This window comes from Acinetobacter sp. 24-47-66, assembly GCF_056779755.1.
Genome location: NZ_JBWYIL010000002.1, coordinates 192,697 through 212,124, shown reverse-complemented (window position 1 = coordinate 212,124; position 19,428 = coordinate 192,697). Strand labels below are relative to the sequence as shown.

Genomic DNA, 19,428 nt, shown 5'->3' with positions numbered 1-19,428 from the left:
GTTATTTTAGATGATCGGCAATATCGGTAAAAATCACACCTAAACCATATGCACCAGCATCAGGATAGCCTAAGCTACGATCACCGACAGTACCTGCACGACCCATACGTGCAACAATCTCTTTGGTCGATTCTGCGCCTTGAACAGCAGCTTGAGCACCTAAGATAAAGTTTTCCTTAAAGCTTTTGTCGGTGTTGTTTGACCAAGAGTCAGCACATGGCACTAAAGCATCGATCAACGTTTTATCTCCCACTACCGCGCCACGTCCAAATGAACGTTCGCCTGTGGTTTGAATACCTTTTACTGCGGCTTGCAGCATATCGGCAAAATCTGCCACGCTTAACGTGGTTTTACCTTGAATGGCTTTACTTGCGGCACGGAATGCTGAACCCCAGATGGGACCCGAAGCACCGCCACAATGTTCCATAATGATCATGGAGCTATTGAGCAAGAATTCATCCATCTGCTGTGCTTGGATCAAGCTTTGCCATTCTTTCTTGAGTTGTTTAAAGCCTTTAGCCACACTCATGCCGAAGTCACCATCGCCTGCGTGTGCGTCTAACTCACAAAATGGCACTTCATTTTTAATAATACAGGCAGCCATGACATCGACCACATAGCGCATGTTTTCAATGCTGAATTGCTCATTTTGAATTTCAGCATGTTCTGCTGCAGTTTCAACTTCGCTATTGCCTTGATGTTGGGTAGCCGTATCTTTTATCGCAAACTCAATGGCTAAAGCAGGTGAACCATCAAGTTTAAAGGCAGGGGTGTTGGCTTCGGTATCTAAGTATGTTTTGAGTTCATCATCCAATTCAAGTAATGAAATGGATGCGCCATTCATGTCGATACTGGTCATGTAGTTGCCGACAAAGGTACGGTAAATTTTGATGCCCTTATGTGCAAGGTGTGCGCATACATCATGGTTAAACAGATACAGTTCTTGCATTGGGGTAGAACCAAAGCCATTGATCAATACTGCAACTTCTTTCATGTCTGGACGATCTAAAAACAGGTCATCGACCATACGTTGTGCCAGTTCTTTTGCTGGCAAGATTTTTTCACGACGGATGCCCGGTTCACCATGAATACCCACGCCGTATTCCATTTCATCATCGGCAAGGGTGAAGGTTGGTGTGCCTTTAGCAGGAACAGTACATGAGCTATAGGCAAAACCTAAACTGATGACATTGTCAGCCGCTTTTTGAGCGACTGTTTTAACTTCACCTAATTCTAAGCCTTTAGATGCTGCTGCGCCTGCAATCTTATGAACAAAGATTGTGCCTGCGACACCACGACGACCGACTGTATATAAACTATCTTTAACCGCAATGTCATCTGCAACTTTCACAAAGTCGACTTGAATTCCGTCTTCAGCGGCTAAGGCTGCACCATTCTGGAAATTCATCATATCGCCAGAATAGTTTTTGATGATCATTAACACGCCCTTGTCGGTTGCGACATGTTGTAATGCTTTATAGACCTGAATTTGCGATGGAGATGCAAATACGTCCCCGCATACGGCTGCGTCTAACATACCTTTACCGACAAAGCCCGCATGGGCAGGTTCGTGGCCGCTACCACCACCACTGATCAGTGCAACATTATTATGTTTTTCTTTTCTTGAAATAATTTTGTGAGACTCAGTAAATGCGAGTTCTGGGTGTGCAAGGACAAAGCCTTTGCACATTTCGACAACCAGTTGTTCTGGGTTGTTGATGAGTTTTTTCATTTAATAAAGCCTGTGTATTTATCGGGGAGAATTTGAAAGTATCTATTATTATAGAAATGGGATCATGTGGACGACAATATTTTTAGAGAATTATCTACCCCATCGGCTAAACCTTTATCGTTTAAATTGGCTAATCCTAATGAACCTTACGAAACTTTATAACTTACAGCAAACACAAAAGTCATTAGTAGCAATGCAGAGACTATTTCAACAACGACAGCAAGGTACAGCACAATATACCGAACAGATCGGGAGCAAAGTGCAGAAAATGGAGTAAATCATGACTTCCAACGAACGAGTATTACCTACAACATCTTTCAGAGACGCAAAAAGAAATCTCTCAAGAAGTGCTACGGTCACAGCAGAACTTGCTCGAAACTTCCGAGATATTGAAGCGAATATCGTCAAGATGATGGAACGGAAGAAGGAAATAGAGAAGCCCCAACCTAAGCAAGATTGGGGTATGGATTTTGGGGTGTAAATTACTAATTTAAATTAACTTTTTTAGTTTTTGTATTGTAGATAAAAGTAGTCGTGAACTTATTGGAATCAATACCTATTCCTATATCATCATTACTTTTAATAAAAAAACTAGAGATATCTGAAAAGTTCACCTTTTTATTGTTCTCAATTAAATTTTGTAATGCCATATCTGAACAGTAATCAGGGAGAGATTTCTGTGTTGTAAGACATGGAGCAATAAAGCTATTTATATTTTTCAATATATTGTATTTAGATATTTTTTTATCTTTAAGATACTGAGAAAGATTTAATTCTTTGTTACTGGATAGACTCAGCGCATAGTATTTATTAAAGTATCTTTCTGTTGAATTACTGATGTTATAGTTAATTGAAAAGCTGAACCGTACCGGGTTTGTCGGAGACTCAACATTCTGAGAAACTACTCCGATGAAAAAATTAAACTATACCCCTGAAATCAAGGAAAGAGCGGTTCAACTTGTTATTGAATCCGAAAAAGATTAACCATCAAATTGGGCTGCAATCACTGCTATTGCTCCCAAGATAGGTTGTACCCCTGAAACACTGCGTGTTTGGCATCAAAAATATTTGGATCAACAAAATCCAGTTAAAGTACAGCATCTTTCAGATCAAGAACGCATAAAACAACTGGAACGTGAAAATAAAGAACTGCAACGCGCTAACGAAATTCTACGTAAAGCAGCTGCTTTTTTCGCCCAGGCGGAGCTCGACCGCCCACACAAATAATGGTGGATTTCATCCATAACAATAAAGACCTATATGGTGTTGAGGCAATCTGTAAAATTTTACCGATTTCACCATCGACCTATTACCGACAGTTGGATCTGACCGAGAACCCAGAAAAGCGCTCAAAACGCGATTTACATGACGTGCATCATGCTGAACAAGTGAAACGAATTTGGAAAGAAAGTTCGGGTCGATATGGTGTACGTAAAGTCTGGCAACAATTAAAACGTGAAGGCTATATTGTTGCACGCTGTACGGTTGCTCGATTGATGCAAAATCTAGGCATACAAGGTGTTTGGCGCGGTAAGAATAAACAAACTACTCGTAGCCGAGATGATCAAAAGCGTGCACCTGACTTGGTGAAACGCAATTTTACTGCTGATCATCCTGACCAACTGTGGGTCGCTGACTTCACGTATGTTCGAACCAATTCAGGCTGGGTGTATACCGCCTTTATTATTGATGTGTTCTCACGAGCCATTGTTGGATGGAAAGTATCTACACGAATGAATACAGATATGGTGCTCGATGCATTGGAGCAAGCATTACATGATCGAGGCATGCCAAAGCACGTGATTCATCATTCCGATAGAGGTGTGCAATATCTTTCCATTCGCTATACCAATCGTTTAGAAGCAGCAAATTTACGAGCATCAGTTGGTACGACTGGTGATTCATACGATAATGCTTTGGCTGAAACGGTGAATGGCTTATACAAAACAGAAGTGATTGAATATCTAAAAGCAGATTGGCAAGGTTTAGTAGATGTACAACTTGCGACATTAAACTGGGTGGATTGGTTCAATAAAAAGCGTGTACATAGTGCTCTAGGTTATGTATCGCCATTTGAGTTTGAAGCAATGTACTATGATAAGGTTAATCCGTTAGGTCAGGTGGCCTAACTTAAATAAAAATCTCTCCGATAAACCCGGTACGGTTCAAGCTCAATATATCTTTATTTTGATATAATTTTTCAAAACTAACTTCAGTAGGATAGTTATCATCTTCGTTATCAAAATTAGTTGTAATAAATTTTACAATAGAACTATTAACTTCTTTAAATTGGTTTCCTGCTATTAGTGGGTATGAACCACTTAATTGAAGATTATATTTTGGTTTAATGTCTTTGCTAATCAAATAATTATTTGTTTTAGCATACCCTATAGTTATAACGGAACAACTAATAAATATTGGGATTAATGTTTTAAATTTCATTCTTCTTTCCAAGAAGTGAGTAATTCTATTCTAGTAAGCTACTTATACTCTTTATTACATTTCCTTTTTCATCTACGTCAAAAGTGATCATTTCAGACTTAAGCTTAATTAACTTTTTCTGTTTAAAATTTATAGAATATGTAGTCTTAACCTGATTTCCGTTTAGTGTAGATCCAGCAATTTCATTAACGAATAATTTCTTATTTTTAACTGATAGATTTAAGTGTGGAGAGATATTAGGAAAATATTTAAAAGAATAACAAGCATTCTTCCTGCTATCAGATAATTTAATTGTTAAATAATCTTCATTTGGAATACTAAAGCTTTCAAATTTTTCAAAGTTATCAGAAACTACGAGTTTATCTATAATTTGACATTCATTTGAGTTAGATAATCTTTGTAAAGATATTGCTGTATCTGCGTGACTGACGCAAGAAGCAAGTATAGAGATAGTTGAAATTATAATGTTTTTTTTCATTTGAACTTCCTTATAACTCACAAGATATATATTTTTTTAAGCTTGGGTTTTTTTGATAGTTAGACCACATTTTAGGACCAATTTTACTTTTACTTAAAGCACTGGTTGAAAAGCTATAATTACCAATAGTTTTACCGCTCTGTTTAGATTTCTCACAGAGTTCTTTTATCTGTATTTTTTCTATTAAATTTAGCAGGTTACGCTTTCTATCACAGTAATGGTTAAAACCGCCATTAACGAGCATAGTAACATAATGAACGTCATCTTTATCTGCATACGTATTTCCATTCCCCCAAGCAGAACCTTTTAGCCAATACCAAACTGCAGAATTAACTACGTGTTCTGGCTCAGAAGCAACTAAATGAATGTTATTTAAATTAAAGGTTACTCCAACTGTTTTACCATACTTTATGTAATTGGCTTTATGAGTTAGTTGTATAAGTCCACGACCATGATATTCATGTCCACCTTCATAGTTATTCCAATGTGATGGAACAGAGCCATTTTTATTTTTATATTCTTCTGTTGTTCTAAAAAAATCTCCTTCACATGAGATTTGAGCTAAGAAATGAGCCTTTCTCAAACAGGTATTAATTTCAAATTTTTTCATGGCTTCATTCAATAAGTCTAAGAATTTTTGAATGTCTAAATTTTTAATTTTGGGATATGTAGATCTATAAAAAAGTCCTTTACTAAAAATATCTGATGGTAAAATTAATTTAAAAAGCTCCATACTTATATCTTTATTACAGAAACATTCTATTTTCTCTTTCTGTTCTTGAACTAAGTTATTATTTAAGTTTTGTTAAGAGTTAATTAGCTGAAAAATTGTGTTAGAAGAACGTAAATTAGCTCCACCGCTTTCCCCAACAACATGAGACTGTTGAGGTAAAATTCTCGCTCCACAACTTAAAATATCATCTACATAAGCGACAGGCTTACCATCAAAAATTATATGATTATGGCTTGGTTGTACGGTTGACCAAACTTTACATTTAGGGCAGAAATGACCATCATCAGCACGAACAAAAAGATTTCCTTCTTGAGAACTTCTCATCTGCGTTGATGGAATCCGACCACCATGGTCAGTTGGTGCATTATGAATCGCAAAACCTTTCATTTATTTTCCTTTATTTTTATTCAATCAGTTTAATTTCTCTTGGTTAAAATCACCTTGTTCAGCAAACTTCCACATTCGACTTGGTGGAGAAAACAAAGCAAGTTGATCATTTATGCCAAACTTGATTTGATCTATTGGAACAACCGAAATAGCTTTAATTGCTTGCTTCGCTAAGGTTGCTAGTTCTTTATCCGATTTATTGTTGATGACTTCAATAGAACGTAGAAACTCATCTGATGTAATTTCATTCCAATATTCTCTTAAAGCCTTAAAAATATAATCACCAAATTGAATCGTTATATGTTGGTTGGGTTCAGAAGTATCAACATTACTAAAACTTGTAGGAATTAAACTCATACGAGGACAACTGACATCAGAAGTGACCAAAGTATTTTCTTGAGAGGCGATATACGCATTAAATACGTTTATTGTGACTGTCCCACCTAAAGCAGACATCATTTGGGGGAGATCAATTGCGGAGAGATTCCAACGCTCCCACTTATTCTGATGAGGTTTCAAATTCTTATTTTCGATTTGACGGATAATTTCAGCATCTAAAGCAGATGGGAAAGCGACTGGACCAGCGTTAAAGTTAGGATCTCCTGCCCAAAAGGTCTCAATTACGGTACGTCCAAGTTCATCTTGATCATAACGAGCGAGAACTGTCATTTTATAATCAGAAATATAGTGAATAGGATGACCTTCACCACCACAATGCAACATACGACCTGTCTCTTTTATTAATTTTATTGAAATATTTTAAATATCATGAAATTTTACAGAGAAAATATAATTAAAAAAATTAGCTTAACGAATTATTACAATATAACTTTTCATAAGTAATTTATATAAATTAATTTGTAAATTAAGAATAACTAATTAGACCTAATTTAACCTGAATTGCGAATAAAAATTTTTCGTTAAAATAATAAGATGAATATAATTTCATTATAAATTTTTAGAGTAATCAGATCACAGTATATTCTTTATATGATTCAAATAATGAATAATCTTATTATTTGAGCAGAACTCGGGTTAATTTAAGGAATAAAAAGTCCTTCAAGAGAAGGACTTTTTTAACATGTTTAGATCACCGAGTCATCCAAATTCGGTGCTAACCAACGTTTCGCCTCATCCAAGGTCCAACCTTTACGCTTCGCATAATCTTCCAACTGATCGCCAGAGATTTTGCCCACGTTAAAGTATTCGGTTTCAGGGTTTGCATAGTAGAAACCGCTGACTGATGAAGGTGGCCACATTGCAAAGCTAGAAGTTAGATAAGTACCGATCTTATCAGTCGTACCTAACCAATCAAACAAAGGCGCTTTTTCAGAATGTTCAGGACAAGCAGGGTAGCCCGGTGCAGGACGAATACCCACATACTTCTCTTTGATCAACTCTTCATTCGTTAACTGTTCATCCGCTTGGTAGCCCCAGAACTCTTTACGAATACGTTGGTGCAAGTGTTCTGCAAATGCTTCTGCAAAACGGTCACCCAAGGCTTGAACCATAATCGCGTTATAGTCATCACCTTTAGTTTTGTATTCCTGTGAAAGTTCTTCCGCACCAAAGATCGATACAGTGAAACCACCCAAATAATCTTGCGCCACGTCTTTCGGTGCAACAAAGTCAGCTAGTGAGAAATTCGCTTTGCCTGTCACTTTGTCAGACTGCTGACGAATATGCTCAAAGGTATGCGTCACATTGCCATTTTCATCCGTTACCGCAACAGTATCCGCTGCAACACGATTGGCAGGGTAAAGACTAAAAGTAGCGCGCGCATCGAAACGTTTATTTTCGATGATGTCTTTGAGCATCGCTTGTGCTTGTTCAAACAAATCACGTGCAGCTTCGCCAACGACTTCATCTTCAAGGATTTTCGGGTATTTACCCGCCAAGCTCCAAGAAATAAAGAACGGTGTCCAGTCGAAGTATTCAACTAAAGTTTCGAGTGGATAGTTGGTGAATGTTTGCGAACCAATGAAGTTTGGTTTTACAGGTGCATGCTTTTCAAAGTCAATCTTGAAACCATTTTCAACCGATTCAGCATAAGAAAGTTTTGCTGCTTTCGGTTGTTTGTTGGCAAGACGCGTACGGATTTTTTCATAATCCGCAGCATAGTCAGCTGCCAATTGAGGCTTCATTTCAGGTGAAAGCAATTGGGTTGCAACACCGACTGCACGAGATGCATCGGCAGTGTAGTACACACCATCATTGTGATATTGCGGTGCAATCTTCACAGCGGTATGTGCTTTAGACGTGGTCGCACCACCAATCATGAGTGGAATGTTAAAGCCTTTACGTTGCATTTCTTTGGCAACAAAAACCATTTCATCCAATGACGGTGTAATCAACCCTGATAAACCGATGATGTCAACTTTTTCATCAATCGCTGTTTGTAAGATTTTCTCACACGGTACCATCACGCCAAGGTCAACGATGTCATAACCGTTACAGCCAAGTACCACACCCACGATGTTTTTACCGATGTCGTGTACGTCGCCTTTAACAGTAGCAAGCAAGATTTTACCTTTGGCTTCGCCTTGGGTTTTTTCTGCTTCAATAAATGGGTTCAACCAAGCCACGGCTTGTTTCATCACACGTGCAGATTTCACCACTTGTGGTAAGAACATTTTGCCGGCACCGAACAGGTCACCCACCACGTTCATCCCTGCCATGAGTGGACCTTCGATCACATCAAGTGGACGAGCTGATTTTAAACGTGCTTCTTCAGTATCTTCATCGATATAAGTCGTAATACCTTTAACTAACGCGTATTCAAGACGTTTTTCTACAGGTTCATTGCGCCATTCAAGGTTTTCTTCAGCCTTTTGCGCACCCGCTTGACCACGATATTTTTCCGCAACAGCTAGCAATTTTTCAGTCGCTTCTTGACCGCTTACGCCTTGGTTACGGTTCAGTACCACATCTTCAACAGCTTTTTTTAGCTCAGCATCGATATCATCATAAATTGCAAGCTGACCTGCGTTGACGATCCCCATGGTTAAGCCTTGTTGAATGCCGTGATACAAGAACACCGCATGGATCGCTTCACGAACAGGCTCATTACCACGGAATGAGAACGATACGTTTGAGATCCCGCCTGACACCATCGCATTTGGAAGGTTTTGTTTAATCCAACCGGTTGCTTCAATGAAGTCCACACCATAATTGTTGTGTTCTTCAATACCTGTTGCGACCGCAAACACGTTCGGGTCAAAAATAATATCTTCAGATGGGAAGCCCACTTCGTTGACTAAGACATCATAAGAACGCTTACAGATTTCTTTTTTACGTTCAGCAGTATCCGCCTGACCATTTTCATCAAACGCCATGACAATGACTGCCGCACCGTACTGACGGCAGAGGCGAGCACGTTCGACAAACTCGTCATAACCTTCTTTTAAGGAGATTGAGTTGACAACTGCTTTACCTTGGACGCATTTCAAACCTGCTTCAATGATCTCCCATTTAGAAGAGTCAAGCATGATTGGCACACGTGAAATATCAGGCTCAGACGCGATCAGATTCAGGAAATGCACCATCGCTTCTTGCGAATCCAGCATCCCTTCATCCATGTTGATGTCGATGATTTGCGCACCGGCTTCAACTTGTTGACGTGCCACATCTAAAGCTTCGGTGAAGTTACCTTCTTTAATTAAACGAAGGAATTTTTTAGAACCTGTCACGTTGGTACGTTCACCGACGTTGACGAATAATGAATCTTTGGTGATGTTGAATGGCTCTAAACCACTTAAACGACATGCAGGTTCAATTTCAGGGATTTGACGCGGTGCAATACCTTCAACCGCTTGCGCAATCGCACGAATATGATCCGGCGTCGTACCACAACAACCACCCGTAATGTTAATTAAGCCACTTTCAGCAAATTCTTTAATAAATGCTGCAGTTTCTTCAGGAGTTTCATCATAACCACCGAAGGCATTTGGTAAGCCTGCGTTAGGATGCGCTGAAACAAAAGTATCCGCAACGTCAGACACGGTTTTGACGTGTGGACGCATCGCATCTGCACCAAGTGCACAGTTAAAGCCAATCGATAAAGGCTCTGCATGGCGCATTGAGTTCCAGAATGCTTCTGCGGTTTGACCTGTGAGTGTACGGCCAGATGCATCGGTAATGGTGCCCGAAATCATAATTGGCAGTTCGTAACCAATTTCTTTAAACACTTCTTTCACTGCAAAGATCGCAGCTTTGGCATTTAGGGTATCGAAGACCGTTTCAATCAAGATGATGTCTGCACCACCTTCAATCAATGCCTTAGTCGCTTCAATGTAGTTAACTTTTAACTCATCAAAGGTGATGTTACGGAATGCCGGATCATTTACATTTGGTGAAATTGAAGTGGTACGTGACGTTGGTCCTAATACGCCTGCGACAAAACGTGGCTTTTCAGGTGTTGAGTATTTTTTACATGCTTCTTTGGCAATTCGAGCTGCTTCACGGTTAATCTCAGGAACCAAATCTTCCATATGGTAGTCAGACATTGAAACACGCGTTCCATTGAACGAGTTGGTTTCAATAATATCTGCACCAGCTTCAAGATAAGCTTCATGAATGCCTTGAATAATCTGTGGCTGAGTTAGAACCAATAAGTCGTTATTACCCTTAAGGTCGTAGGCCCAATCCTCAAAACGTTCACCACGGTAATCAGCTTCTTCCAATTTGTGGCGTTGGATCATGGTACCCATTGCACCATCAATAATCAGGATACGTTTGGCAAGAAGCGCTTTTAAGGTGGCGAGGGTAGACATCAAATGACTCTCACAAAAATCTGCACAAATAATGGTGCAATATTTTAGCAGAGTTACGTCCACTTTTCTGATAAATAAAAATTTATGAACCTATTCCCAAAAAATTAAGGATGAATTTCATCCATCGACTACGATGATCAACCTATCAAAACTGAAACTGTCTATATTTCATCATGTTGTCATAATCTAATGTAATAATAATTGCCGTTGTAACAAATGTGACAGTGATGTCATCTTTATTTCATCTATTTAATTACCGATTGAAATAAAGATTAAAGACGAGGGTTTTGTATTAACTATCTGATTATTATTGTTAAATTTTGAATATTATTAGTTTTTAAAGTTTAATTTTCTTAAATAAGTGTCATTTGGATGACTTATATGACAGCTCTTTGTCATATAATTGTAATAATTAAATTGAACAATAGAGGGGATATTTATCCTCTTTCTCTGCTTGCATGAATTCTAATCAAACTCCAGTTTCAGATTCAGCACAATCGTCAACGCCTATGCAGTCGACGAATGTTCACGTGCCAACGCCGAAATTCTTTATGCCAGTGTTCCTTACACTGATTGTTTCAACCTTGATTTACATTGGTTTTCAGTTGGCTGCTGATTTATCTCATGTGCCTGCTTTAAATCTTTATGCTGTGATCATGTTGGCCACGGCATTGTTTATCGCATTGGGTTTCGAGTTCGTTAACGGTTTCCATGACACGGCCAATGCTGTGGCAACAGTTATTTATACCAATGCTTTATCTGCACCTGTCGCTGTAATGTGGGCAGGCTTCTGTAACTTCCTTGGCGTAATGGTCGCAAGTGGTGCAGTTGCCTACGGTATTATCGCGCTATTGCCTGTTGAATTGATTATGAACGTCGGTTCAGGTGCTGGTTTTGCCATGGTCTTTGCCATGTTGATTGCCGCAATCGTATGGAACTTAGGAACTTGGTTCCTCGGTATCCCTGCTTCTAGCTCTCATACACTGATCGGTTCGATTTTAGGTGTGGGCATCATGAACTACATCTTAAACGCAGGTAATGGTGCGTCAGGTGTAGACATGGAACAGGTGATGAAAGTGGGTAAAGCACTTTTATTCTCACCATTAATCGGTTTTGCATTTGCGGCTGTATTGTTCTTATTGGTTAAAAAAATCTTTAAGAAACAAGTGGAATTATTCCAACCACCAGAAGGGAATAAACCGCCGCCGCCACTTATTCGTGCCATTTTGATTTTCACGTGTACCGGTGTAAGTTTTGCACACGGCTCAAATGATGGTCAAAAAGGTATGGGGCTGATTATGTTGATTCTGATCGGGATCGTGCCATTGGCATACTCTTTAAACAAGAGTCTAGATCAACAACATATCCAAACGTTTGGTCAGTTATCTGCTCAAACTGCTGATTTGATTTATCCAAATCACCAAGATATTCCAGATGAAAAAGCGCGTCAAATTATCACGTCATATATCCAAACCAAAGAAATCACACCTGAAGTTGTGCCAGCTTTGGCAAGCTTGACGGATCATTTAGGTGAAAAAGTAGGAAGCTACACATCCATTAAAGATGTTCCTGAAGATCAAGTGGCTGAATTCCGTAATGATATGTACCTCAGCACGACTGCATTCAAGCGTTTAGATAAAGCAGAAGCTTTACCTGCCATGACTGAAGCGCAAGAAAAAACAGTGGACAACTACCGTGATAACTTAGATTCATTCCTTCAATACATTCCAACATGGGTGAAAGTTGCGACTGCATTGGCATTAGGTCTAGGGACGATGGTAGGCTGGAAACGTATTGTTGTTACCGTTGGTGAGCGTATTGGTAAACAACACATGACTTATGGTCAGGGGATGTCTGCAGAGTTAGTTGCAATGTCAACGATTGCTGCTGCTGATGGCTTTGGTATGCCAGTGTCAACAACACACGTTTTAAACTCTGCTGTAGCAGGTACGATGGTTGCGAATAAGTCGGGCTTAAACTTCCAAATGGTTCGCACAATTTTATCAGCGTGGATTTTCACACTGCCAGCAACAATCTGTTTGTCAGGTGGTTTATTCTGGTTGTTCCTTCAGTTCACCTGATTGAAATCAATACTTAAAGACTAAAAAAGCGCTGAACAATCAGCGCTTTTTTTATGATCAATTGTTTATGTCGCTTATTTTTGGAATTTAGACAAAAGTTTTTTGAAGGGGAGTTTTTCTTCAGCAAAACCATATAATGCGGCAAATGGTAGGGCGGTGCGTGCGAGATATGCTACACGCCATAATCCACCATGATTAGCACCATGCATGATTAAGTCTAATGGATGATTGAGGGCGATGTCAGGATTGGCAACCGACTGTGGGTTTCTCAAATCATGAATCCACAACGCAGCCATAATCGCATTGGTCGTCGCGGGTTCAAATGCTTCAACATCAAACAAATTGGCACCATTGAAAGCAGCTTTTAATAATGGGTTTTTGGTTACCGAATGTGTAGTGGTCGATGGAGCAATATTAATACTGACACGTTGACCTTGTGACCGTGCTAACGTAGCGCGCCATTGTTGAATCCTTTTCGCCAACGCATAATTTGGACCTTGTTCAACCACAAGACAGTCGCATATCCCATACTGTTTATCATGACATTGGAATAAGCGTTCTTCGTTTTGTTTGAAAAAATAATCACGAGAGACAGTCGAAATACTCTTGGACAGAATATTTTCAAGTTTAGAGCGTGATTTAAACTTATCTAATCCACCTTGAATAACTTCCTGTGGTACAGCGTAGACGTCAGTGGGCGTACACATATACATCAAACTGGTATTGGATTTTTGTTGGCTGACATGTTGCATAATGGCGTCCATCGCCATAGAAACACGAACGTGCTTTTCGCCATCTAAATACGCAATCGCGGCAAGATCTAAGTCTTGATCAAACTGGGTGAGCCAATGTGCAATCTCAGGGGTATCTGTTAATAAGTTAACGCCTAAACGCTCTGCAGCTTCACGTATAGATGCAGATGAATCTATTGATTCGACACTTGGAGCGTATAAGGTCGCATTGCCTTGCAGAACAGTATTCAAAATCTTTGTCCATACTCGCTCATGATTTAAATCAAGCGCCACGATATTGGCTTTCCATTTCGCCAGCCAAGGTAAAGGCCCTGCTTCAGAAGCTGCACCAAACAGCACCATTGTTCGATCCGAAAGGTCAAACCACTCTGGATGCTGCACACATGCTTGTAGTGCCTGAGCATGTGATGCTTCTATAATACCTCGGTCTAACCAAAGTTGAATTTGGTCGAGTAGGGCTTGACCTTCTAAATTTTTACCCTGATAAGGTACAAACCATTGCGGCTCAGCAGTAGAGTTTCCTTGAAGTGTGTAGGTATTTAAATCTTTTGATTTAAGTTTCATCACTTCATTCAATGCTTGTGTATGTTGATCACGTTGAAAACTAAACTCTTCATAAGCTTGTTGAAGTCCATCTTGAGCGATGCGCAGCGCAGCTTCAGGTGATGAGAGCCCACATTCTACCAACCGTTTAAAATGAATCGGATAGGATTTTCGCCAATTCTTTTCATTGATAACTGCATCAGCGTATTCTGGCTGAATCTGTTGTAATGCCGCACTGATGATGCGTTGGCCTGATTTTGAACTGCTGGGTTTAGAGGACGTGTTAGAGGAAAATTGTAAACCATCAGGTTGATTAGACATGCAAAAAATCTCAAAAAAAAATGAATAAATTCGCGGATGCCTACATTATCCTGACAAAATTAATGATTTAGGTGGCATTAATTACCAGATATTGATTGAATTATTACGAGATATTTCTAAAAAAAGGAAGCCGAAGACTTCCTTTATAAACAAAATCAATTATTTAGTATTTTTTATACCATTGATCAATTCTTCTAACATAAATGCAGTGTTATCTAAGCCAGCGCCCGTTAAATACCAGGCATCGGCATCAACAAAGATGACACGATTCTCTTTGACTGCTTGACTATTCTTGAGTAATGGATGTGATTGAATATGTTGTTTCGCAGCATAGTTTTGCGTGTTTACAGCACCACGGTCTAACACAATGATGAAATCAGGATTTTGTTTTATTGCTTGTACTAGACGCTCTAAATTGCGTTGCGCGGCAGCAAGAGCTTCTGGTGAGTTTGGAGCAGGTCGAGCACTTGAGGCTTGAGGTGCTGCAGTCGGCACCACTGACTTTAAGCCAGAAATATCATAGGTAAATCCAAATCTTTCATTCTTTGCATGCGGTATAAAATTATCACCCATGGCAAAAAGCATCAGGCCGGATTTGCCTTTAGTGAGTTGTTTAAGTTGTGCTTGAAGGGCATAGACATGATCTAATTTAGATTGTGCGAGTTGTTCCTTATTAAACATTTTTGCTAAAAAAAGTGTGCGATTTTTCAGGTCTTGATTGAAGTTTTGAGTATCAGGCCAGAGGTTGATTGCAGGTGCAATTTTTTTGACCTCATCTAATTTCGCGGCAGAACGCCCGCCGACAATGATGAGATCTGGCTTTTGTTCTCTTAATAAGGTTTGGTTGGGTTCAAATAAAGATCCAGCTTTTAAATATTGTTTGTCATTAAATTTTTTCAAAGCACCAGCAAAAGTAGTTTCAGGTACGATCGACGCCTGAATACCTAAAGCATTCAGTGTATCCAACGCGGATAATTCGTACACAGCCAGCTTCTGTGGTGTATTTTGCAGCTGAATAGTTTGATCTTGATAAGTGAATTGAACAGGTTGAGCATATGAAACAACGGCACTGAATGAAAGAATGAGTGCCAATGGAAGTTTAATGTAAGTCATATCAATACCTCGAGGTTTGATAAAAGCTTACCATGAATATATAAATGATAATCATTATCATTGTTGAATTTGTGTTTTTATCTTCTTACTAGTATCTACTTTGAATTGAAGGGTATTTATGCGGAGTGTTTTAATCCTCCGCAAGGATTAAGAATTAAAAAGGTAGTTGAAGCAACTTGCTGAAGAAATGTGGAATAATTTGAGGTTCAATCAATATTGTAACCACGACACCGTAGGCTGCACCCCATAAATGTGCGCTGTGGTTGATGTTACTGTTTCCACGTTTACCTGACCAAATACTATAAGCAACATAAAGCACGGCAAAAATAATGGCTGGAACTGGAATAAAGAAGACAAATATCAGTTTCCATGGCTGAAATAAAATATAAGCAAACAAGACTGCTGACACTGCTCCAGAAGCCCCTAGACTTGCCCAGCGGTGATCATTTTTATGTTTTAAATAGCTTGGAATAATTGCCGCGATTAAACCGCCTAAATAGAACAGAACAAATCCGAGTTCATATAAGTATTGTCGATAAAAACTCTCAAGTACACTTCCAAAGAAAAAGAGTGTGATCATATTGAACAGTAGATGTGTTCCATCTGCATGTATAAAACCATGCGTGATAAATCGATCGTATTGACCTTTCTGCATGGCTGGAGGCCAAAAAATCAAACGATTCATAATATTTTGATTGGAAAATGCAACCAGTGAAACGGCAACCGTAATTAAAACGATGGTGACAGTATGATTAAAAGGTAAATCAAGCATATGGATAAGATTGAATAAATTGCTTTAATTCTGTTCATCATGCCATTTTTTTAAATTTAATTGTTATTAATATAATAATTCTGACAAATTTAGTTGAATTTTAAATATTACCCCCGATCTTCAGTTAAAATAGAGTCTTCAGCTTGAGGAAAAATTGTTATGTCGACTGAGAACACCAGCACTGCAGTTGCTGAAGAAATTCCAAATTTATTAATTACACCAACTGCGCAAGAGTATTTGTTTGAACTTTTAGAGAAGCAAAATACTCCTGGTATCGCGGTACGTGTTTTCGTAGAACATCCGGGTACACCACGTGCTGAATGCTGCATGGCATATAGTGCACCAGATGAAGTCGTTCCAACCGACTATAAACAAGAATATCCAAAATTTGCTGCATATATTGATACACCATCAATCCCATACTTATTGGATGCAGTGATTGATTACAACAAAGATCGCTTTGGTGGTCAGTTGACTTTCCGTGCACCTAACTCGAAAGTGCCACGTGTAGGTCCAGATGCATCCATTGAAGAACGTATAACCTATGTATTACAGTCAGAAATTAACCCTGGTTTAGCAGGGCATGGTGGAAACTGTGCATTGGTTGAAGTGGTTGAAGATGCTGAGCATGGTTTAACAGCGGTCTTGAAATTTGGTGGTGGCTGTCAAGGGTGTTCAGCGATTGATGTGACACTTAAACAAGGTGTTGAAGTTACGCTAAAACAGCATATTCCAGAGTTACAACGTGTCGTGGATCAAACAGACCACAGTCAATCTGAAGGCGCTTATATGAAATAAGTCGCCTTTAAATTTACAAAAGCAGATTTGAAAAGCTCCCATTAAAAGGGGGCTTTTTTTTTTGAAAACTGAATAAAATGAGTAATATCAATAAAATTGAAATGTAAAAACAAAACTATAAATGAGAATAGTTATCATAATCTATTGCAAAGTGATTATCATTTGTTACAATGCGACACAATTCGAACAAGATCTCTCCACACATTCTTTGGTAATTACACAATGCAAAAGACATTTTTAAAATCTAAGTTAGCGTTTGCTGTCTTAACCACCATGTCGGTTTCAAGTTTTGCACAAGAGCAAATTGGTCAAGATACTAATGCAAAACAAGATACAACTAAGTTAAAAACAATTGTTGTAACTTCAGCGAGTGGTTATGAGCAAAATATAGCGGATGCTGCTGCTACGATTTCAGTGATTACTGCCGAAGAATTAGAAAAAAAATCTTATAGTGATGTAACTGATGCATTGAAAAATGTTCCAGGTGTATTTGTACAAGGCGGTGGAACGAACCAGACGATCTCCATTCGGGGTATGGGATCAGCTTATACCCTATTTTTAGTAGATGGACGTCCAATGAATGATGGTAGTCTTTTAACAACAAATGGGGGGGTTCAAGGAGCATCAGTAAACTTCTTACCGCCAATAGAATCGATTGAACGTATTGAAGTGATTCGAGGCCCGTCATCCTCTCTATATGGTTCTGATGCAATGGGTGGTGTAATTAATATCATTACTAAAAAGCATCAAGATCGTTTGACTGCAAGTATTCGAACAGAATATATCAAAGCTGGTAAATCGAATGACGTTAACAACGACGCAACCAATACCAGCTTGTATGTAAATGCGCCATTAATTGATAAGCTTCTTTCAGTCCAAGTTACGGCTGGTCTTCAAACAATTGAAGAAAGCTCATTACAAAAAAATACAGCCGAAACAGGTGAGAGTGAACCAGATTTTCAAAAAACAAATCTAGGTACAAAGTTTGTTTTTACACCAGATGAAAAAAACACACTCACTGCTGAATATGTAAGAACTCAACAAGAGCGTACACACAATCCAGGTAAAAGTTATACCCAGTATGTTTCAGTAACGGGTCCTAAAGTTGATATTGATGGTAAAGATTTCGTTCTATCTAATGGAAATTATTATCCAGCATATAATACGAATAATCGTAATGATGATGGTGAGCTAATCTATCGTTCAGATGTCGTACCGAATACAGGGACTTACTCCGAATTAGAAAAAAATAATTTTAGTCTTACTCATGATGGTGATTACGACAATCTAAAACTTACTTCTTACTTGCAATATGATAAAGATAAAAATAATGCAATTACAGGGCGTACTGTGGGTAAAGTTCAAAATCCAGGGGGGATTTTATTTGAGACTATCACAGCCAATACACAAGGAACGTACTTTTTCGAAGATCATAGCCTGACCATTGGCGGGCGATATTTAAAAGAAAATCTTGAAGATGGTACAAGTAACCAAAATGCAGCGATGGCTGGTAAAGTCACTAAAATGGATCGATATCAATGGTCTATTTTTGCAGAAGATACTTGGAATGTCAGTGATAAGTTAGCACTAACCTTAAGCGGTCGTTTCGATGAAAATGAGTTTTTTGGTGATAATTTCAGTCCAAAGGCATATGCAGTTTATAAAGCTACAGACAACGTGACTTTAAAAGGAGGGGTAATCTCAGGTTATAAAGCGCCGAGCTTACGTAATTCTTCTCCAGATTACATGCTGAACTCAATGGGCGGGGCAATTATGCCAAACCCAAATTTAAAGCCAGAAACCAGTTTAACGTATGAAACAGGTTTTGCATTCACTCATCCTGAATTGGGTTTATCTGCAAGTCTTATGGTCTATCAAACTGACTTTAACGATAAAATTACTCGATCTGGTCGTTTAGATGGTAGTCGACTTCCCCCAAAAAATGACGGTGAGCCGCCTTACACTCAATCTGAAATTAATGATTTCGTTGATAGTAGTGCTTTTTATCAGTCCAACCCTAATCTGCCATATAACGCAAATGGTTATACACTCAACTATAACATTGATAAGGCCGAAATTAGAGGGCTTGAACTGACCACAGATTACAACATCACAGATTACTTAAAATATAGACACTCTTATACATTCACAGATAGTGAGCAAAAATCTGGACAGTATGAAGGTAAACCATTGAATAATTTGCCTAAACATATGTTTAATGCAGGCTTGGATTGGGACTTTAATGATCAATTGTATTTATGGACTCAATTGAATTATCGTGGCAAAACAGTGGGTGATACCGATGGAGATAAAACACCAGCTTATACATTTGTAGATGTTGGAGCTGTATATAAGTATAGTGACCAATTCCAGCTATCTACTGGTGTATATAATGTTGCAAACAAAAATGTACTGAAAGATGGAAATGATTGGGTGCTTGATGGTCGACGTTACAGCTTTGCCTTGAATTATAAGTTTTAATGTCTTGTGCTTGGAGTGAGAGA

Annotated in this window: 14 protein-coding genes, 2 pseudogenes and 1 other annotated feature; of the genes and pseudogenes, 6 read left to right on the top strand and 10 right to left on the bottom strand. The window is 38.7% G+C overall.

Annotated elements, in window-relative coordinates; translation table 11 throughout:
- Position 1: 1 nt before the first annotated feature.
- Entirely contained in the window at positions 2-1,732 is a 1,731-nt protein-coding gene (dhaK, locus tag AC1M84_RS03295) for a dihydroxyacetone kinase subunit DhaK (RefSeq protein WP_481594425.1), read from the bottom strand.
- 139 nt (positions 1,733-1,871) lie between these two features.
- Here dhaK and AC1M84_RS03290 point away from each other — a divergent pair, with 139 nt between their 5' ends.
- The 3 genes and pseudogenes from AC1M84_RS03290 (at position 1,872) to AC1M84_RS03280 (ending at position 3,861) form a co-directional block, all read left to right on the top strand.
- On the top strand, positions 1,872-2,009 hold the full coding sequence (locus tag AC1M84_RS03290; protein ID WP_481594424.1) for a hypothetical protein: 138 nt from the start codon (positions 1,872-1,874) through the stop codon (positions 2,007-2,009).
- 3 nt (positions 2,010-2,012) lie between these two features.
- A complete protein-coding gene (locus AC1M84_RS03285) occupies positions 2,013-2,213 on the top strand; it encodes a hypothetical protein (RefSeq protein ID WP_481594423.1) in 201 nt (66 codons plus the stop codon).
- Between the two features lie 428 nt (positions 2,214-2,641).
- Positions 2,642-3,861: pseudogene (locus AC1M84_RS03280) on the top strand (IS3 family transposase).
- Positions 2,917-3,033 (top strand) — a sequence feature (AL1L pseudoknot). It overlaps the preceding pseudogene by 117 nt.
- A 1-nt stretch (position 3,862) precedes the next feature.
- Here the strand turns inward: AC1M84_RS03280 and AC1M84_RS03275 are convergent.
- From AC1M84_RS03275 to metH, 6 genes and pseudogenes are all read right to left on the bottom strand, one after another.
- Positions 3,863-4,174 (bottom strand): hypothetical protein, encoded by a 312-nt coding sequence (locus AC1M84_RS03275; protein WP_481594422.1) that lies wholly within the window; start codon positions 4,172-4,174, stop codon positions 3,863-3,865.
- A gap of 25 nt (positions 4,175-4,199) precedes the next feature.
- Positions 4,200-4,652, bottom strand: coding sequence for a hypothetical protein (locus AC1M84_RS03270; protein WP_481594421.1), 453 nt, complete (start codon positions 4,650-4,652; stop codon positions 4,200-4,202).
- Positions 4,653-4,662: 10 nt separating this feature from the next.
- The gene (locus tag AC1M84_RS03265) at positions 4,663-5,385 is read right to left on the bottom strand and encodes a glycoside hydrolase family 19 protein (RefSeq protein ID WP_481594420.1); all 723 of its coding nucleotides are present in this window, start codon (positions 5,383-5,385) and stop codon (positions 4,663-4,665) included.
- A gap of 99 nt (positions 5,386-5,484) precedes the next feature.
- Positions 5,485-5,772, bottom strand: a pseudogene (locus AC1M84_RS03260) (PAAR domain-containing protein); the annotation flags it as partial.
- 24 nt (positions 5,773-5,796) lie between these two features.
- Positions 5,797-6,495, bottom strand: coding sequence for a hypothetical protein (locus AC1M84_RS03255; RefSeq protein ID WP_481594419.1), 699 nt, complete (start codon positions 6,493-6,495; stop codon positions 5,797-5,799).
- Positions 6,496-6,857: 362 nt separating this feature from the next.
- Complete coding sequence (gene metH, locus AC1M84_RS03250) at positions 6,858-10,544, bottom strand: methionine synthase (protein WP_481594418.1); 3,687 nt, start codon at positions 10,542-10,544, stop codon at positions 6,858-6,860.
- 458 nt (positions 10,545-11,002) lie between these two features.
- Between metH and AC1M84_RS03245 the strand changes: the two genes are divergently transcribed.
- Positions 11,003-12,625, top strand: coding sequence for an inorganic phosphate transporter (locus AC1M84_RS03245; protein WP_180027990.1), 1,623 nt, complete (start codon positions 11,003-11,005; stop codon positions 12,623-12,625).
- Between the two features lie 74 nt (positions 12,626-12,699).
- Here the strand turns inward: AC1M84_RS03245 and AC1M84_RS03240 are convergent, their stop codons facing one another.
- The 3 genes from AC1M84_RS03240 to AC1M84_RS03230 all read right to left on the bottom strand — a co-directional run bounded on the left by AC1M84_RS03240 (position 12,700) and on the right by AC1M84_RS03230 (position 16,126).
- Positions 12,700-14,241, bottom strand: a complete 1,542-nt coding sequence (locus tag AC1M84_RS03240) for a hypothetical protein (RefSeq protein ID WP_481594417.1) — start codon at positions 14,239-14,241, stop codon at positions 12,700-12,702.
- Between the two features lie 159 nt (positions 14,242-14,400).
- On the bottom strand, positions 14,401-15,354 hold the full coding sequence (locus tag AC1M84_RS03235) for an ABC transporter substrate-binding protein (RefSeq protein ID WP_481594416.1): 954 nt from the start codon (positions 15,352-15,354) through the stop codon (positions 14,401-14,403).
- 154 nt (positions 15,355-15,508) lie between these two features.
- Positions 15,509-16,126: a rhomboid family intramembrane serine protease gene (locus AC1M84_RS03230; protein ID WP_481594415.1), complete on the bottom strand. Its 618-nt coding sequence runs from the start codon at positions 16,124-16,126 to the stop codon at positions 15,509-15,511.
- A 159-nt stretch (positions 16,127-16,285) separates the two neighbouring features.
- Here AC1M84_RS03230 and nfuA point away from each other — a divergent pair, with 159 nt between their 5' ends.
- Together nfuA and AC1M84_RS03220 are read left to right on the top strand one after the other, a co-directional pair.
- Positions 16,286-16,924, top strand: coding sequence for a Fe-S biogenesis protein NfuA (gene nfuA, locus AC1M84_RS03225; RefSeq protein ID WP_035269609.1), 639 nt, complete (start codon positions 16,286-16,288; stop codon positions 16,922-16,924).
- A 222-nt stretch (positions 16,925-17,146) separates the two neighbouring features.
- A complete protein-coding gene (locus AC1M84_RS03220; RefSeq protein ID WP_481593914.1) occupies positions 17,147-19,405 on the top strand; it encodes a TonB-dependent receptor domain-containing protein in 2,259 nt (752 codons plus the stop codon).
- Positions 19,406-19,428 lie beyond the last annotated feature (23 nt).

Bases quoted from the DNA above. Each gene is read 5' to 3' on its own strand.
- AC1M84_RS03285 (WP_481594423.1), top strand. From the start codon at position 2,013: ATGACTTCCAACGAACGAGTATTACCTACAACATCTTTCAGAGACGCA.
- AC1M84_RS03265 (WP_481594420.1), bottom strand. From the start codon at position 5,385: ATGGAGCTTTTTAAATTAATTTTACCATCAGATATTTTTAGTAAAGGA.
- AC1M84_RS03230 (WP_481594415.1), bottom strand. From the start codon at position 16,126: ATGCTTGATTTACCTTTTAATCATACTGTCACCATCGTTTTAATTACG.
- AC1M84_RS03275 (WP_481594422.1), bottom strand. From the start codon at position 4,174: ATGAAATTTAAAACATTAATCCCAATATTTATTAGTTGTTCCGTTATA.
- AC1M84_RS03245 (WP_180027990.1), top strand. From the start codon at position 11,003: ATGAATTCTAATCAAACTCCAGTTTCAGATTCAGCACAATCGTCAACG.
- AC1M84_RS03240 (WP_481594417.1), bottom strand. From the start codon at position 14,241: ATGTCTAATCAACCTGATGGTTTACAATTTTCCTCTAACACGTCCTCT.
- dhaK (WP_481594425.1), bottom strand. From the start codon at position 1,732: ATGAAAAAACTCATCAACAACCCAGAACAACTGGTTGTCGAAATGTGC.
- nfuA (WP_035269609.1), top strand. From the start codon at position 16,286: ATGTCGACTGAGAACACCAGCACTGCAGTTGCTGAAGAAATTCCAAAT.
- AC1M84_RS03235 (WP_481594416.1), bottom strand. From the start codon at position 15,354: ATGACTTACATTAAACTTCCATTGGCACTCATTCTTTCATTCAGTGCC.
- AC1M84_RS03270 (WP_481594421.1), bottom strand. From the start codon at position 4,652: ATGAAAAAAAACATTATAATTTCAACTATCTCTATACTTGCTTCTTGC.
- AC1M84_RS03290 (WP_481594424.1), top strand. From the start codon at position 1,872: ATGAACCTTACGAAACTTTATAACTTACAGCAAACACAAAAGTCATTA.
- metH (WP_481594418.1), bottom strand. From the start codon at position 10,544: ATGTCTACCCTCGCCACCTTAAAAGCGCTTCTTGCCAAACGTATCCTG.
- AC1M84_RS03220 (WP_481593914.1), top strand. From the start codon at position 17,147: ATGCAAAAGACATTTTTAAAATCTAAGTTAGCGTTTGCTGTCTTAACC.
- AC1M84_RS03255 (WP_481594419.1), bottom strand. From the start codon at position 6,495: ATGTTGCATTGTGGTGGTGAAGGTCATCCTATTCACTATATTTCTGAT.